Source organism: Morganella sp. TYF_1 (assembly GCF_043105645.1).
In the GTDB taxonomy this organism is placed as follows: Bacteria; Pseudomonadota; Gammaproteobacteria; order Enterobacterales; family Enterobacteriaceae; genus Morganella; species Morganella morganii_B.
Window position 1 is genome coordinate 711,523 of sequence record NZ_JBICLU010000026.1, and the last position, 16,353, is coordinate 727,875.

At 51.1% G+C, this 16,353-nt stretch carries 16 protein-coding genes; 2 read left to right on the forward strand and 14 right to left on the reverse strand.

Annotation, left to right across the window (positions count from 1 at the left end; translation table 11 throughout):
- Positions 1-9: 9 nt before the first annotated feature.
- From ACF8OF_RS16715 to ACF8OF_RS16745, 7 genes are read right to left on the reverse strand one after another with little or no spacing between them, the layout of a single operon-like run.
- Positions 10-1,353: a B12-binding domain-containing radical SAM protein gene (locus ACF8OF_RS16715; protein WP_392497171.1), complete on the reverse strand. Its 1,344-nt coding sequence runs from the start codon at positions 1,351-1,353 to the stop codon at positions 10-12.
- Positions 1,350-2,660 (reverse strand): B12-binding domain-containing radical SAM protein, encoded by a 1,311-nt coding sequence (locus ACF8OF_RS16720; protein ID WP_392497172.1) that lies wholly within the window; start codon positions 2,658-2,660, stop codon positions 1,350-1,352. The genes ACF8OF_RS16715 and ACF8OF_RS16720 overlap by 4 nt, the downstream gene beginning before the upstream one ends.
- The gene (locus ACF8OF_RS16725) at positions 2,657-3,685 is read right to left on the reverse strand and encodes an N-acetyltransferase (protein ID WP_392497173.1); all 1,029 of its coding nucleotides are present in this window, start codon (positions 3,683-3,685) and stop codon (positions 2,657-2,659) included. Before ACF8OF_RS16725 ends, ACF8OF_RS16720 begins: the two co-directional genes overlap by 4 nt.
- On the reverse strand, positions 3,682-5,028 hold the full coding sequence (locus ACF8OF_RS16730; protein WP_279800561.1) for a radical SAM protein: 1,347 nt from the start codon (positions 5,026-5,028) through the stop codon (positions 3,682-3,684). The genes ACF8OF_RS16725 and ACF8OF_RS16730 overlap by 4 nt, the downstream gene beginning before the upstream one ends.
- A complete protein-coding gene (locus ACF8OF_RS16735) occupies positions 5,028-6,422 on the reverse strand; it encodes a B12-binding domain-containing radical SAM protein (RefSeq protein WP_392497364.1) in 1,395 nt (464 codons plus the stop codon). Before ACF8OF_RS16735 ends, ACF8OF_RS16730 begins: the two co-directional genes overlap by 1 nt.
- Positions 6,422-7,975: a GH3 auxin-responsive promoter family protein gene (locus ACF8OF_RS16740; protein ID WP_392497174.1), complete on the reverse strand. Its 1,554-nt coding sequence runs from the start codon at positions 7,973-7,975 to the stop codon at positions 6,422-6,424. The genes ACF8OF_RS16735 and ACF8OF_RS16740 overlap by 1 nt, the downstream gene beginning before the upstream one ends.
- Positions 7,953-8,672, reverse strand: coding sequence for a hypothetical protein (locus ACF8OF_RS16745; protein WP_392497175.1), 720 nt, complete (start codon positions 8,670-8,672; stop codon positions 7,953-7,955). Before ACF8OF_RS16745 ends, ACF8OF_RS16740 begins: the two co-directional genes overlap by 23 nt.
- Positions 8,673-9,113: 441 nt before the next feature.
- Between ACF8OF_RS16745 and ACF8OF_RS16750 the strand changes: the two genes are divergently transcribed.
- Complete coding sequence (locus ACF8OF_RS16750; protein WP_279800555.1) at positions 9,114-10,508, forward strand: hypothetical protein; 1,395 nt, start codon at positions 9,114-9,116, stop codon at positions 10,506-10,508.
- A gap of 100 nt (positions 10,509-10,608) precedes the next feature.
- Here ACF8OF_RS16750 and cas6f read toward each other — a convergent pair whose 3' ends face one another.
- The 7 genes from cas6f to ACF8OF_RS16785 all read right to left on the reverse strand — a co-directional run bounded on the left by cas6f (position 10,609) and on the right by ACF8OF_RS16785 (position 15,285).
- Positions 10,609-11,166: a type I-F CRISPR-associated endoribonuclease Cas6/Csy4 gene (cas6f, locus tag ACF8OF_RS16755; protein ID WP_392497176.1), complete on the reverse strand. Its 558-nt coding sequence runs from the start codon at positions 11,164-11,166 to the stop codon at positions 10,609-10,611.
- Positions 11,167-11,170: 4 nt separating this feature from the next.
- Positions 11,171-12,187 carry a type I-F CRISPR-associated protein Csy3 gene (csy3, locus tag ACF8OF_RS16760; RefSeq protein WP_279800552.1) on the reverse strand — a complete coding sequence of 339 codons (1,017 nt, stop codon included), beginning with the start codon at positions 12,185-12,187 and terminating at the stop codon, positions 11,171-11,173.
- Positions 12,188-12,201: 14 nt separating this feature from the next.
- On the reverse strand, positions 12,202-13,041 hold the full coding sequence (locus ACF8OF_RS16765; RefSeq protein WP_392497177.1) for a type I-F CRISPR-associated protein Csy2: 840 nt from the start codon (positions 13,039-13,041) through the stop codon (positions 12,202-12,204).
- The gene (locus tag ACF8OF_RS16770) at positions 13,013-13,696 is read right to left on the reverse strand and encodes a type I-F CRISPR-associated protein Csy1 (RefSeq protein ID WP_392497178.1); all 684 of its coding nucleotides are present in this window, start codon (positions 13,694-13,696) and stop codon (positions 13,013-13,015) included. Before ACF8OF_RS16770 ends, ACF8OF_RS16765 begins: the two co-directional genes overlap by 29 nt.
- A gap of 290 nt (positions 13,697-13,986) precedes the next feature.
- Complete coding sequence (locus ACF8OF_RS16775; RefSeq protein WP_262859742.1) at positions 13,987-14,355, reverse strand: DUF305 domain-containing protein; 369 nt, start codon at positions 14,353-14,355, stop codon at positions 13,987-13,989.
- 147 nt (positions 14,356-14,502) lie between these two features.
- Complete coding sequence (locus ACF8OF_RS16780; protein ID WP_392497179.1) at positions 14,503-14,670, reverse strand: hypothetical protein; 168 nt, start codon at positions 14,668-14,670, stop codon at positions 14,503-14,505.
- Between the two features lie 189 nt (positions 14,671-14,859).
- On the reverse strand, positions 14,860-15,285 hold the full coding sequence (locus ACF8OF_RS16785) for a hypothetical protein (protein ID WP_279800546.1): 426 nt from the start codon (positions 15,283-15,285) through the stop codon (positions 14,860-14,862).
- A 263-nt stretch (positions 15,286-15,548) separates the two neighbouring features.
- On the opposite strand from ACF8OF_RS16785, the gene ACF8OF_RS16790 reads away from it, so the two are divergent.
- Complete coding sequence (locus ACF8OF_RS16790) at positions 15,549-16,073, forward strand: hypothetical protein (RefSeq protein WP_349467684.1); 525 nt, start codon at positions 15,549-15,551, stop codon at positions 16,071-16,073.
- Positions 16,074-16,353: the final 280 nt, after the last annotated feature.

Sequence of the window (16,353 nt, forward strand, 5' to 3'; positions counted from 1 at the left end):
CATCCCCCCTTATTTTAAACCAAAACGCATCCGGTGTTTTTTATGCACCTCTTTGCGGAATAACAGGGTATAACGCCAGAATGTTGCCATGCGCGATACCGATTGCAGCGTCAGACGCAAATCAGAAAAACGGCGGATAATCGACGGCACACTGTTAAAACGGCTGCGCGCGGCATGGCACAGTTCCGTCAGGGTTTCGGGGCTCATGTTTGCGGGCTGAAAGGCCGCCTGATTAAAACGGTATTCCGGATGCAGCCACCATTTCCCGTCAAACAGCAGGCGGTTTTCCTGCGCCAGCTGCTGATACAGCGGTGTGTTCGGGTACGGCATCAGAATGTTATAGGCGGCGAAAGCAAAACGGTTTTTCAGGGCAAATTCAACGGTATCTTCCACGGTCGCGGCGGTATCATGATCGTATCCCAGGGTAAACGCCGCCCAGGTCTGTAACCCGAAATCCCGTAATGCCGAAATTTCCTCGCGGTACTGTGAAAATATCCGCATGTTCGGCGATTTTCGCGCATCACGCAGACTGTCCGGGTTGATGGATTCAAATCCCATCACATTACCCCAGCAGCCGCTCTGCTGTAATAGCGACATCAGACGGCGGTTGCGGGTCATATCCAGGCTTGCCTGGCTTATCCAGTGAACATTCAGCGGGATCAGCGCACTGCACAGTTCACTCAGCTCGCGGTGGTCAGATGCAATATTGTCATCAACAAAAAAGATAAACTTCGGTTTCTGTGTTTCAATCTCCCGCACCACTTCGTCGATCCGGCGGATATAGTGCTGCCGCCCGAAATAACGGCTGACCGCACAGAAGCGGCAGGCAAAACGACAGCCGCGGGTAAACTGCATCAGGCTGATCGGCAGATACCCTTTCCCCCGGAAGATATCCCGGCGCGGCAGACAACCGCACCGGCTATGATCGACCTGACCAACCCCTGCCGGGGCATCATAGCGCGGCTTCAGGCGGCCTTTCTCCGCATCGCGGATCATCTCTGTCCAGCGGGTTTCCGCGTCACCGGTAAAAAGGCTGTCGCAATGCTGCGCGACTTCCTCCGGTAACAGTGTGGCGTGGATACCCCCCATCACCACCCGCACATCACGGGCCCGGTATTCCGCCGCAATTTCATAAGCGCGGCGGGCGGTAAAGGTCTCCACCGTGATCGCGACCAGATCCGCCGGTTCATCATAAGGAATCGCTTCCATCCGGTCGTCATACAGCACCACGTCCACATCCGGCGGCGTCAGACCGGCGAGCACACCGAGCATCAGTGGCTCCATCCGCCCCTCATCCACATACAGGCTGTGCTCCTGACGTCCGATATTCGGTTTAATCAGTATCAGTTTCACCCTTTTTCTCCCGGGTGTATTCCCTGCTTGCGGGCGATATCGCGGTGCGAGGCGATATTATAAAGCCAGGCGACCAGCAACGTGCGCCAGCGGCCCCGGCTGCCGGAACGGCACAGGCGCCGGATAATGGATGTATAACGGTAAAAACGGGTGCGGGCATAAAAACACCCGGCAGCCAGCTCCGCAATACTCATCCCGCCCGGGCGAAAAGCCGGTTCGCCGTAACGGAAATCCGGATCGAGCCACCAGGCCGGATAAATCAGCCGCCCTTCTGCCTCGAGCCGGGCGTACAGCGCCGTACCGGGGGTCGGGATCAGCAGATTGAAATTGGCAATCGCCAGTTTGTTATTCTCCGCAAACGCCAGTGTGCTGCGGAGTGTCTCCGGCGTATCTTCGTCATAGCCGAAAATAAAAGTACCGTAAACACAGATGCCACGCCGGTAGAGCGCCGCCAGCACCGCAGCATAATCCGCTGCCGCATGACTGCGGGATTTTCCCATCCGCTTCAGCGTGGTTTCATTCAGGCTTTCAAACCCGATCAGCACAAAACAGCAACCGGCTGCGGCCAGTTTATCCAGCATCTCCTCATTACGGGCGATATCGATACTTATCTGACATCCCCAGCGGCGTTTCAGCGGTGTGAGCATGGCCAGCAGTTCATTCAGCGCCCGTTTACCGGCAAAGAGATTGTCATCCACAAAAATCAGAAACCGCTTTGCAGGCAGAGATAAAATTTCATCCCGCACCTCATCCACCGGCCGGGTACGCACACCTTCCGGGTAAAATGCGTGGATAGAGCAAAAATCACAGGCAAACCGGCAACCGCGCGAAAACTGCACCAGCGACACCGGCGCGTAGCGTTTGCCCGCAAAAACAGTCCGGTCAATACGGTAACCGGCAAGCGGGCGGTCATGCGCTCCCCGGTAACGGGGCTTCAGCGCATTCTGTTCACAATCCGCCAGCATCTGTTCCCACGCCCCTTCCGCATCACCGAGCAACACGCTGTCTGCATGCTGCAGTGCTTCATCCGGCATAAAGGTGACATGACAGCCGCCCATCACCACGGTTTTACCCTGGTTGCGGAACCGGTCAGCCAGCTGATAACTGCGCCGCGCAGTGAACGTTTCCACCGAAATGGCAATCAGATCCACATCCGGCAGTGATTCCGGAATGTTATCCAGCCGGTCATCATAAAATGTCACCCGGTGCCCCGGCGACAGCGCAGCCAGAATGCCGATCGCCAGTGGTGTCATGGCATCTTTCGTGCGGTAATCCCCCATGTTCGGGTAGATAAGCACGATATTCACAGCAACGCTATCTCCGGCCAGACAATGCGGCCGTCCCACTGCGGCGCAGCGGTCAGATCGACGCCGTAAATCCGGGTACGGTAAACCGATGCCCCGGTGCGTTTAATCACATCATTGGTACAGATATGCCCGGACGGCAGCCCGACAGTCATAATCGGCGTAGTGCAATGCAGTAACGCTTCCTCAATCAAATCCGGCAGTTTGGTATCGTCAGTACAGGCCAGGAATGACAGGAAACTCTGCGGAACCACCTCTCCCGCCGCCGGCATCTGCGGTCGCCGGGCCATCCCGGCAAAGGCGTTGTAAAGCGGGCGCAGCATCTTCATTTTGCCGGAGTAACCGGCCACAATCACCTGTTTGAATGACCGCTGATCCCAGAGCATGCCGCAGGCCACCAGCTGCCCGTTCTGATAACTGCCGAGCACCGTGATGCCGGTCTGCTGCATCGCTTTCAGGTTCAGTGCCGGTGCCAGCTGACGGGACACGGATTCTTCAGCAAAGAAGCGGATCACATCCGTGTAATCTTCCGGCGGCACCACTTTCCACAATCCGCGGTTTTTACCTCTGCTTTTGCTGATCGCCAGTGTGCTCATGCTGCTCAGCGGCCGGTAGAGCGGCAGCCCTTCCACTCCCCGCTCCAGCAGGCGCCGGGCCAGTACATTATTTTCTGCAATGCTGGTGTAACAGTGATCCGGTGTCGGCAGCTGACGCAGATAAGAAAATCCGGCCTGTAACACTTTCAGATGATTACGGTATTTCGGGACAATACGCAGACTGCCGAGATAGCCCATTTGCGCTTCTTCGCCGTTAACCCGGCCGGTCTGTATACTCAGCTGGCACATACCGACCAGAGTATCACCGTCCCTTGCCAGTGCCGGATAGATCTCACCGAAATCGTCTTTCGGGGAAAAATAACCGGGCCGCCGGGTCATCACCAGCTCCCAGTCACCCTGCATGGCATTCTCTTCAAGGAGCCTGAGTAAGTCCGCGATATGCTCCGTTGTCGCGTCAATAACCTCTATCATTTAACCTCTGCTAATTTACCCTGCCAATTCTCATCACCGAGCGGATAGCCGTTACGGCAGCTGATTTCACGGTGATGCAGCCAGTTAATCGGGAAATAGTTGCGAAACATAAAGAAATCGCCCCGGTTACGCCAGCTGCGCTGAAGAATTGAACGTGAACTGTAAAATGCCTTCCTTGCTGAGAGGCACCCCTGCGTTACTGCCTCCGGCGATAGCTGTGCCGGACTGAACGGCAGTTCGTTGTAGCGGTAGTTATCATCGAGCCACCAGTGCTCAAAGCGCAGACGATTTTCCTGCGCCAGCCGCGCATAAAGCGGCGTTCCCGGAAACGGCGTCATATGGTTAAATGCCGCAATATACATGCTCTGTTCGCGGGCATAAGCCACCGCCTCGCCGAATGAGTCCGGCGTATCGTGGTCATAGCCGAACACAAATGTGCCGTATACGGCAATATGATGGCGGCGCAGATTTGCCAGTGCCTGACTGTAGCCGCCCTTCATGATGTTAAAGCCTTTTTTCATCTGCCGCAGATTGGCTTCATTCAGGGATTCAAAGCCAATCAGCACCCCCCGGCAGCCTGCCTGTGACAATGCGCGGACAAATTCCTCATCATGCGCGGCATCAATACTCATCTGGGTCACCCAGCGGATCCCGGCGTTCGCCAGTGCAGGCAGAAACTCACGGCTTTCCCGCAGACTGCCTGCGAAATTATCATCCACAAAGAAAAACAGATTTTTTGTGCCTTTGAGACCCGCCAGCTCCCGCAGTACATGATCCGGATCGCGCCGCCGGTAACGCTGCTGATAGAACGACTGTACTGCGCAGAACTCACAGTGAAAACGGCAGCCGCGCCCGGTTTCCACCAGCCCTATCGGCAGATAACGTTTCCCCGCAAACAGGCTGCGGTCAACACGGATACTGCGCAGATCGGTTTGTGTTCCGTGATATTCCCGCTGCAGTGTGCCGTGGCGTAAATCATCAATCATGGTTTCCCAGACAGATTCCGCCTCTCCGGTGATAATGACGTCCGCAAAGCGTTTTACTTCCTCCGGCATCAGCGTGGCATGGAATCCGCCCATCAGTACCGGCACACCGCGCTTTCTGTATTCACTGGCTATCTGATAGGCGCGCTTTGCGGTGTAAGTTTCGACTGAAATTGAGATCAAATCTGCCGGTTCATCAAACGGGATCAGCTCAAGCCGATCGTCATAAAACCGCGTATCAATATCCGCCGGTGTCAGCCCTTTCAGTGCCGCGACCGGCAGCGGCTCCATCTGCCACGATCGCAGATAGGTTTCGCCGCGCCGGTGGCCGATCGCAGGATGAATAAAGGTCAGGCGCATCAATGGCTGCCCGACTTCGCCGGACGGTGCTCAACCGGCCAGTCACAGGTATAATACTGATGCAGGTGATGCGCGTAGAAGCGGTAACCCAGGTTTGCCGTCAGCGCCAGCGGTTTAAAATTACGCGCCTGCCACAGCCGTTTCGCAATACTGCGGTAACGGTACACTTTTTTCCAGGCGCGTTCGTGCCCCAGCTCCAGCTCACGCGCACTCATCAGCGCCGGACGGAACACCACATGCTGCGCGTCATACAGTGACCAGTCCGTGGTTAAAATACGCTGTTCTTCCTCAAGGCGCTTAAACAACGGCGTCCCCGGGAACGGTGTCAGCACGGAGAAACGCGGCAAATCAATGCCGGCGTCGATGGCCAGATCCACCGTGCGGTCAAACACATCAGTCGTATCGTGATCCAGACCAAACACAAAACAGCCCTGGATCGCAATCCCCAGCCGGTGCAGGTCACCAATCAGTTCTTTATAATCCACCGAGCCGTTAAACTTCTTCCCGGCATCTTTCAGGCTGCCGTCACTGACCGTTTCCAGCCCCAGCAGCAACCCTTTACAACCGCTGCGGGCCATCAGCTCCATCAATTCGTGATTGTGGGCTATCAGCACGGTGGATAAACCGAACCACTGAATATTCAGCGGGATCAGCGCGGTAAACAGTCGTTTGGCATAACCGATATCTGACACCAGGTTCAGATCGACAAAAATCACTTTTCGTTTGCCGGTACGCGCCACATAACGGCGGATATCCTCAACCACCCACGCCACCGGATGCTGAAATTGCTTGCGCCCCCAGGCACTCGGCGCGACACAAAACTCACAATTGTGCGCACAGGAACGGGTTGCCTCAAAAACGCCCTGGGTAAGAAAGTGTTTTGCATCAAACCGCTCACGTTCCGGAAACGGCAAATCCGGGATATCAAGGGTAAAATCAGCCCCCTGGCGGTATTCGCGCTGCATATTACCCGCCATAAAATCGCGGATAAGCTGTGGCCAGCTCTGCTCGGAATAGCCGGTGCAGACCGTATCAGCGTGCTGCAGTGCCTCCTGCGGCAACAGTGTGACATGCGGCCCGCCAAGCACAACGGGAATATTTTTCGCCCGCATCTGCGTCGCCAGTTCATAAGCACGCGGCGCGTTCCCGGTGATCACCGTCATTGCCACCAGGTCAGCGGTGAAATCCTCCGGCAGTTCCTCAATACTTTCATCGATCAGACGGATATTAACCGGCAGGGATTTCGGCACCAGTGCAGAAAGGGTGGTCAGCGTCAGCGGCTGATAACGCAGCGAACGTTTGAAAATTCCGCCCCGTTTGCGGTACAGCGGCCCTTTCGGCGAAAGCAGCACCAGATCCAGCGGCCGTTGCGGCGTATAAACAGTCTGTGTCATCACAGAAACTCCCTGATCTCAAACATGGCACGCCAGTCAGGCGAGGTCAGCAAGGCCGGGATTTTAATTTCTCCCAGCCGTTTTCCCCGTTGCAGCTGCCGGTGAAAATAGTGCTCCGCCGGTTGATGCAGGCGGAAGAATGTCAGCGGTTTCAGTTGTCCGATACGACGGGCGTAGTGATACTGCGGATTGGTACACAGATAGCGTTCAGTGTCCTCACAATATGCCTGTGCCTGTGTCTCAGTGCAGGTATCGCTGAGCAGCAGTACATAACCCTGCTCATCCGCTGCCAGTACGGCAAAATCCTGCGATGGCGGTAAACCGGCACAAACGAACGGCTCAGTCAGTTTTTCCCCGACCAAATCACTGCATATTCCGTCACGCCCGCAAAAACGCAACTGCGGCAGCCCTTCCGGCGTGTGGCCGGTACACAACACCCGATCATCGGTCTGATAGCGGTACAGCCCGCTGTTTGTGGTGACAATCACACTGTATGTTTCACCGGGCAGTAATTCATCCGCTAAACATATCTGCCCGCTATCCCGGCGGAATTCATAAAAATTACTGTCTGCACTCAGCTGCGGGTCACCGTCGTCAGACGGAACCGTGATCACCGCCTCGGTGGAAAGCAGCCCTTTACCCTGAAGTGTCACGCCGGGAAAGCGCATCATCAGTGCCTGTGCCGGTGAAGCGGACGCCGCCTGATCCCAGCAGCTGATCAGCGCCAGCTGCGGCCATAACAGTGCAGTATTTTGCTCCTGCAGATAACGCCGGTAACGCACCAGCGCCGCCGGGTCAGCCTTCAGAGAATGCCCAGCCATTTCCCCGCCGTCGCGCAGCAGTGCGGAAATCTCAGCCTGCCGGGTATCAAGAGCCGTGAGCAGCGGAAATAAAAATACCGGGCTCCAGACGGATATCAGACGTAAATCCGGGCACTGCAACAGATAAATCAGGGTCAGTAACTGCCAGTCTGCCGCATTCTCAACCTGTGCCAGTGTCAACGGCACAGCCGATAATTCACTGAACGCCGCCAGATTATCAGTCCCCAGATAAAGCGCATCACCGCCGCCGACCGGGATACCACAGGGCGTTTTTGTCGTTCGTGTCACTGCCGGGCTGAGCGCCCAGTAAACATGGCCGGTAGTCAGATCAAAACGGCGGGTCACATCCCGCAACCAGCCGGTAACGGCGAGACGAAAATCAGTTAACCCGGCAGCAGTATAAGGCAGCAGTTTGCCGCCGCTGTAACTGCCGCCGGTCAGCTCAAATGCCGGGACCGGCGCACTGCACAGCAGGTTTTTTTCCCCGGTCGTCATCCGGGTAATAAAGGGGCTTAACTCAGAATAGGTTGTCAGAGGGACGTTCTGCTGATAATCCGTCACGGATTTTACAGCGGAAAAATGATACTGCCGCCCGTATTCACACGTCGCATTCGCCGCCAGACAGGCGGTTAACCAGCGGAACTGCCTCTCACGCAGCGTGCCCTGCGATGAAACAGACGGCATTCCGGCACGGAAATGCTGCCAGGCATTATCCATAGCAGAACTCAACATCAGGCTCTTCAAACAGTGACTGATAACGTTTTGCCACATTATCAGGCGAAATCTCACACAAGCAGACCAGTTCATGACCGCAGACATAATGCGGGTTTTTATGCAGGAAAAAGGCAACGTCCGGCTTACTGCGCTGCGCGTCAGTAACCGTTACCATTGTGCGGTTCAGATAGCCAAATGCTGACGGGCATTCCACCACACCGCGCGCCGGGTTATAGAGTGAGCCGAATTTATCTTTTGCCAGTTCCGCCACCAGCCGTGCCAGTTCCGGCTCTTTGACATTGCCGTTCCAGTGCGGATAAAAGGTCTGTGCAAGCGTGCTCATGTACCGGTAAGTGCGCACGCCCTTCACCAGCAAAAACCAGAACACCCGTTCGCCGGGGTATTCACTGCGCAAAAGCGCAATACGCCGCAGCCAGGCACCGTGCAGCGTCTGCTGCTTCCAGTGGGCGGGATGCACAATCGTATCGCCGGAATAGACAATCCGGTGTCCGCGGAACGGGTAAAACTGCAGGGTACTGAACCCGGCCATCTCATCCCCTGACATCAGAAACAGGACTTCCTGTTTATGATCGAGATCGGATAAAAACTGTGCGCCGTCACTGCCGGTGTAATACATAAAATAGAGTGAGGCCATCTCCTGACGCTGCGCCGGTGTCAGGGTTTTTACAGGCTGAAAAAATGCGCGATACGACATTCCGCCGTCTCCTCCGGTAAATTTACCCGCACTGCCGCTTTTCCTTAAGTGGAATGCCTATCTTAGCGACCTTCATTTCAGAAACAATCAGCGATACCTGAATCTTTGTTTAATATCATGAAAAAACATTGCATATGCTGTTTACGCACCTTTTCCTGCCGGAGCGGGCCGCCAGCGTATCCGGGATAATTCTTCTTATTGATAAAATAATGATAATTTCGGATTAATAAGATTGTCATTATTTTATTATGCGTCATTCTGCGTCAATCAGACTTCCCCCATATTTCAGCAGCCGGATTTCACAGTATCATTACTGGACAATTTCCCGGCATTCCGCTGTTCAGGGAACACTCCCGGCCTGTAACCGGTGCCGGAGCGGAAGCCTCCGTAGTTCCGTTCTAAAAACCGTGACAATCAGTGAGTCACAAAGGGAAACGTTAAATGGAAATAACCTCCGATCAGAAGCGGACAATCTGTGCCATGCTGGCTGAACAGGCCGGATACCCTGTCCGCAGCGCAGAAATCACGGCCTTGTGTGATGATGAAACCATCCGCGCCGCCCTGCTCGTCCTCGGCAGCCTGATTGACGTAAAATACCGTGAAGTCTCCGCCGCACTGGCGGCGGCCAGCGCTGAACATGAACGCAATAACCCGCAGATGATGATGGGCAGTACGCTCGCTGACAGCACACTTTCTGCGCCGGCGGATATGCCAGCCTCACAGCCGGACACAGCTCAGACCGTATTTCCGCCTGCTGCTGAACCGGACCCCCTCATTGTTCCTCCTGCACCTGAAGAGCCGGTTATCACGGATAACACCACGGGTGCAGAAGAACAGGCTTCTGCAGAAATTGACCGTTTATCCACAATATTTGGTCAGCATGCTTTTCTTCCGGATGATCCCGCAGCGACTGACAACAGCATCACAGAATCTGCCCCGGTATATGCTGAACCGGTGATAATAAACCAGCTTTCACCACTTTCTGATGACGAATCCGCAGAGTTCACCTTTGTATACAACGAACCTGAGGCAGCAGCATCCGTTACGCCGGCAGCCGCAGACAATACTGAACTGACCGCCTCTGTATTCAGTGATAAATCCCTGTTTCCGGAACCTGCTGCCCTCAGTGATCCGCTGAAAGACGGCAACTGGTTGTTTGACGACCTGGATACCGATGACACTGATACCCCGGTAATCGGAGAACTCCCGGAACCGGCAGAAATTGCATCAGGCGATAACATTGTTGCCGCCCCGCTGACCACAGACACACCTGCCGGATCAACCCGTGATACCCTGCAGGATAGCAGCTGGTCATTCAGTGCAGATTCAATCCCCGCTCCGTTACAGGCGGAATCTGCAGAACAGAAGCCCTGGGGGCTGACGGCGCTGTTTGCTGCGGGGAAAGAGGACATTCCGTCACAGGCAACAGCGGCACCCGTCCGGGAATCTGCAGGAGAAGAGGCTGTTACACAAAACACTTCCCATGAAAATAAGACTCCTGCAACAATGTCGTCACCTTCCGGACAACCGGCAATCCGTGTCAGCATTGCCCGTGCCCGGTTGCTTGAACCATTCAGTTCACCGGTCACCGCAACACTGGATGACGGACGGGCGGTCACCATCCTCGGTATTTATTTCCAGCGCAATATCGGTCTGAGTTTTAACGACAAAACCGGTAATCTGCACGGTACCCCGACAGAATACGGTGAGTTTCCGGTGCGGGTGATATGGGAACTGGCACCGAAAAAGCGTTTTTCCTCCGACATACATTTTTCCGTTGATCCCGGTTCACACATTTCCACGCCGGCACCGGCCGGCTTTCCGCCGGAACAGTAAGCTGCCCGCCCCTGTCTGCTGAAGCACAGGGGCATTTCCGGCAGTGCATTATTTTTTTATCATAATTATTTCTCAGCTGCCGCTGTGGCAGTAAATGGCCTCAAAAGTGAGGTACTGTTGCAATTCCCCCATTTTCTGATTTTTTCTGACTCAGTCCGTAACAGGTAAACCGCCCCTCTGCAGCCGTTCCCGGCGCAAGTTTCCGGATAAAAAAAGGAAATGGCCTGTGATGTCTGCCGCCTGACAAAGATTGAGTCCAGATAAACGGCAGTGTTTCCGGAATAAATAATCGCCCGGCCCCCGCAGCCTGAAAACGGCGCAACCCTTTGACATGCTGACGGACATAGCTGACCGGCTGCGTTTTTTCCGGCACGGGTAAAATAGGGCTTAACCGGATGTACGGATAAAAAGGAGACAACCGCACAGCAATTGCCAGCGACTTCAGAGCAGAATAATTCCCGGCCAGCAGACGCAGACGATTTCCTGCTGTTTGCCGCTCCCGGCAATAATCCGGAAACGCAACAGCCACTGCACTGTCGTTTTCACCGGTTTTATTCTCTGCCAGTATCAGATGAAGTTGCCGCCAGATTTGCTGGCGGAGAAATACAGCCGATATCAGTGCATCGGGCAGGATCCTGATTGTCTGATAAAATCGCATCTGTTTACCCTCCGCCGCCGAAAACACCGCCACGAATTAACACTGCCACGACATAACTTTCTTCATGCTCAGTGAGTTTTTCCCCGCTGACCCATTTTTCAAAGAGCGTGTAAAAATCCTGCCCTGACCCCGGTGGCCGGAATACCGCCCCCAGATGGGTGACTGCGCCAAAGGGATCGGCAGCGATCGCTCCCCCTCCTGCGGATGGTTCAGAAAAAGCCGGATACCAGGTATCCACCGAGCGCAAAGCATTACCGATTTTTTGTGAATGCATCCCCGCAATACCATCAACATTGCAAAGTATCCGGCTTTTTCCGCGCTTTCTTTTGTTGACCACAAATTCACAGCTCGGATAAACCTCCTGTCCCTTTCCGGTTATCATTCTGGCGGTAATGGCCAGCAATAATGCGCCATCATCACCGCTCAGTGCGGCGGCAATATGTTTCCCGAGATCACTGACGATATTATCCGTCTGATCAAAATGACGCAGGTTGTATTTCCGTGCATCAAATACCCACTGCTGGTTTTTTTTCGCACTGAGATTATCCACAATCACATCGATCTGCTCTGCGCCAACCCGGTTCCGCCATAAAAAACGACCACCGGCAATATTATGTGCATAGCGCCCTGCAAGCTCCCGGCACTGTTTTCTTTCCAGATAATCCGTCATTACTGCCTGATAGCGCTGCCGAAAGGTTTCATTATTGCAGGCAGCCGGATATTTCAGCCCGCCGGTGATTTTCAGTGAAAACCGGAATATGAGCACATTCTGTTCAGCTCCCAGCATGCAGTAATCCATATACTGAATATTAGGATCATAAATTTTTTGTCCGGGCGTTTTTTCATCTGTTTCCCGGTTTTTCCGGCGAAACGAAGATGTTCCCCGGACCGTTCTTACCTGTATTTTCAGCGGAATAACCGGTGAATCCGGACGCTGTGATGCGCCGTAAAAAATACCGTCAGAAGGGATCAGTTTTTTCGAAAAGGATAAAACCGACGGTATATTTCTGTACCCGGTCATTTTTTCTTTTCCGTTTAATGGTGATTTCCCTGCTGACACAAATAAAGATCCTCGTCAGGTAAGTAGTGATAACCCCACAACATATCCGAAGGATGGCGTAATTTATCCACCGGCCGGAATTCCCCTAATGTGATAACACTTTCCGCAAAACGGTGAGGTATGCCTTCTGACCTGGCATTTTCCACTGTTCCCGGCGGAGAAAGCCCCTGATATCCGGTGACGACCGGGATCAGCCCCGTACCGGGAGCAGCGGTATATTTCAGTAATGCCGCCATTGCATCCATTCCGCTGTTCATGGCATTTATCATGACATCCCGCCGCTCCAGTAATACGTACCCCGGTGCAATACGCTGCTGTAATTCACACCACCTCTGTTTATTATCCGGAAAGATACCTGTCTCCTGTCTGCCTGAATCGGTAATATCCCCCCCGGCAATCTTCAGCATGTTTATTGCCTCCGGTATTGCAGTGATAACTTCCTCATTTTTATCTTTTATATTTTCACCGCAAATAAACAGTGACACATTGAGGTGACAATACGCTTCCTCAGTCAGTGATGGGTTTCTGCCTTTTTTATCCGGGGGTTTCCGGCTGTTCAGTACGGAATACACCATTTCACCGGGCTCTGCATACAGTTGTAAATGGCAGTGGTGACAAATAATACCGGCATAATTAAACCTGACTGACGAAAATCCGCATTTTTTCATTTTTCGCTCAAGCGCATGAACAAATCCAAGCCAGGCTGTGACAGCCGGAAAACCAACTATCAATGCACCGGATAGCGCATTGGCATTCCGGATAAGGATATTTTTCAGCAGCAGATAATTAATGACCACGGTAATGTCCTCCGGCACTGACCGTTCCCGGAGGGACTGATAACAACAAACAGGCTTTTCCTTTGTTACGCATATTAAGCGCAGAGATATTTTGCGGTTTAGACCCGCCGATATGAATAATAACAGACGGACCTGAGAATACACCGCGTATACCAAACCGGTGGTACAGTTCAGATAATAATCCGGACGGCGTCAGTACTGACAGTAAATGATAACCCGCTTTGCATTTTTTATCCGGTACAGGAAAAAAAACCTGTTTTATTTTTGCGTGTGTTGCCGGTATTCCGCTCCCGGAAAATATCTGCAAAAAACCGGCACGCAGCTCCCGGTAATCTTTTCCGCTGAGAATTGTCTTTGCCAGTTCACTTTCTTCACACAAATGTGTCAGTAATGTTTTTCCATCCTGAATTTTCAGCATCAGGAATGTATATATTTCCAGTGCAGCCGCATTACCTTCAGCATCCGGCGGAACAACCACATTACCGGACCGCAGAAAGCCATCATTTTTCTTTTTGACCTCCGCCAGCACCGCTCTCACTTTGCCATCACGATTTTTGCGGGCTCCCGGATGTGTAAAAGCAAAAGGATGTGTTGTCAGCGACAGTTGTTTCGCGCGACCTGCCGCATCTGTCAGCCATTGCTGACGGGAAAAATCCGTTATTTTTTTTGACATCTGAAGTTTTGTAAAAAATACAATAATTTCCGGATCCGGCATAGAATATCCTTTTCTTAAATAATTTAACCTGATAACAATGCAGGGGATTTAATCTTATACTGAATTAATTTTTATCAGCTGACGGGATATTTAATATGCTCTTAAACGAGTATTGTCTACCGGAGTTGTGTTTTTTTTAGCACCGTAATATTTTTTTGCGATCTGAATGGAATTTAATAAATAAAATTAAAGGCAGTAACACAAAAACGGCATCTCTGAAAAGAGATACCGCGATTATTATTAACGATTTATTTCTTTGCTGGCTTATTATTTTTAAGCCAATCCTGCATCTGCTTTATTTCCGGCCCCTGAGCATCAATAATCTCCTGAGCTAACTTACGCATCTCAGGGTCTGAACCGTATTTCAGTTCAATCTGTGCCATTTCAACGGCCCCTTTATGATGAGCAATCATACCTTCAGCAAAGGCAATATCCGCATTTTGCTCAGACAATGTTTTTGCCATATCATCATGCATACGCATCATAGAATCACCCAGCTCTTTCTGCACCGGAGTGGTAACAGCATGCATATCACCACTTAATAATACCGGATTTGCCATTGCCCCGAATGTCATAACGCCGGATAACAGAGCAGTGAGAATAAGTGTTTTTTTCATGATTAATTCCTTTTTTGTATTTGGTTGATGGAATCAATCATAAAGGTTGACCTAAGGGAAAGGTCAATGCAATGAAGAATAACTTTACCTTATTTACATTTAATAAAATTCTCTCCACAATATCTGAACAATTCAGATATTGTTTTATCAGTCCGGCATCAGTATTAATGCGGGTACTAAAAAAATAATGAAGACAATAAGATAACCCAATACTGCACCAATACGACTCTTCATACCCACCAGAGAAGGCTTTACCAAACCGGCTGCAGCGGCAATAAGCGCCAGTCCTGCAATAACCATTAAACCATCTTCCATATATCCTCCGCTCACCTTTTCCTGCAGGTAATTCTGCGTATGACATTGAACCTTGCTGTTAAGGTAAAGTAAAGTTCTTAAAAATCACAATATTTTGATGAGGGAGCAAGAAGATGGTGATTAAAAACGCAGTCAACGGAATACAGAAAAGAAAAAACCGGACGTTATCGCCCGGTATGATATGTGCAGTTATTTTTCGTCCGGTTCTGTAATAGCCTGTTCCGGCATATTTACCCATTCAGCATCCGTCAGATGTTGTTCCCGGCGTGCTTCTTCATCAAGCCAGTTTATGACATATCTGGCGCTGTGCTGAGTAACAAAACCACAGTTATCGCAGATAAGACGATAATAATAATGGTTTATACTGTCTGCCGGAATTCCCGGAGTGTGGTAATAAAATGTGACAAACGTATGCGGAGGTTTGTTATCCAGCCTGTCCTGCGCTGTTGTATAGTTTGTTTCATCTATAACCTGCCTGCCATTATACCCGCACATCAGACACGTGGTTTTAACCTGTTTATCATTCAGATAATGGAAAAAGCGTGATCCGGTCACTGTTTTTAAGCGATCCACAAACTCCCGGATCTGAGCATTATCCGGTGATGTATTATCCATCTGACACCTCTGGCTTTGTATTGTTATTCCGTTTTTCAATATAAATACCATTATGCATTATATATTATTTGCACAGCCATGACTGACCAAAATCAGACGCATAATATTTTCATTTCTACCTTTTTATTTTGCCATTTCTTTTTTTTCGGTATAATTCACATAAGAATAATAAAATAAATTAACTTGGTGATCAGATATTTACATAAGATTACTAATTGATTAATCTTAAGAGAAGATAATCAATAAAAGGCTATTTTTGTATAATGAAACCGTTATTTTCGGTGCTATTTCTGTGCAGCATATTCCTTTCTGCTTCCGCTGATACCAGTCCGGCTGTACTACGTTCCCCATCGGATGCAGTGAATACAAAATTGGTGATCTCCAGCCTCAGACAAGCAAAAATCACGCCGGATAATTCGTTATTTTCAGAGTTTAACGACCTGGCATTTGATGCTATGCACAATAAAAATTACATATCCGCAATCAAATTCTTTTCTGAGAATTTGCTTCGTTATCCGTCACCGCAAATGATCATTAATTACACCGATGCAAATCTTATGATGCTGACAGACAATAAAAATAACCCCGGTGGCTGTACACTCTCCGGCGGGAATTTACAAGCAGCACTGCGTTATTACCATTCTGCGCTGATCACAGATAATTCTGTTAATTTATTATCCCGTGATGAAAAAAAGAATCTGACTGAAAAAATTACATGTCTCGAAGCATTTCAGAAAACACCGGCCCCCGCAACATTCCGGTGCCGGATATTACAATCTGAGCCATAACACAACGCTCATACTCTGCCGGTTATAATGTTCTGACCTTATCGCCAGCATTACAGAGTTCGGGAACAAATTCTTGTCTGTACCCGTCTTCTATCATCTCAAATATTTTTTCTCGCAGCTGCTTCAGAATCACGCCGAAACCGCTTTCGGTTTTCTGATAACAAATAAGAGACAAAATAAGCGGGCATATTGCCCGGAAATGAGTATTGCTTTTGGCGGGTTTAGTCTATTTTTTGCGTGGACCTGATTTCACTTGTTATTGTAAGTTTAAAATGTCACC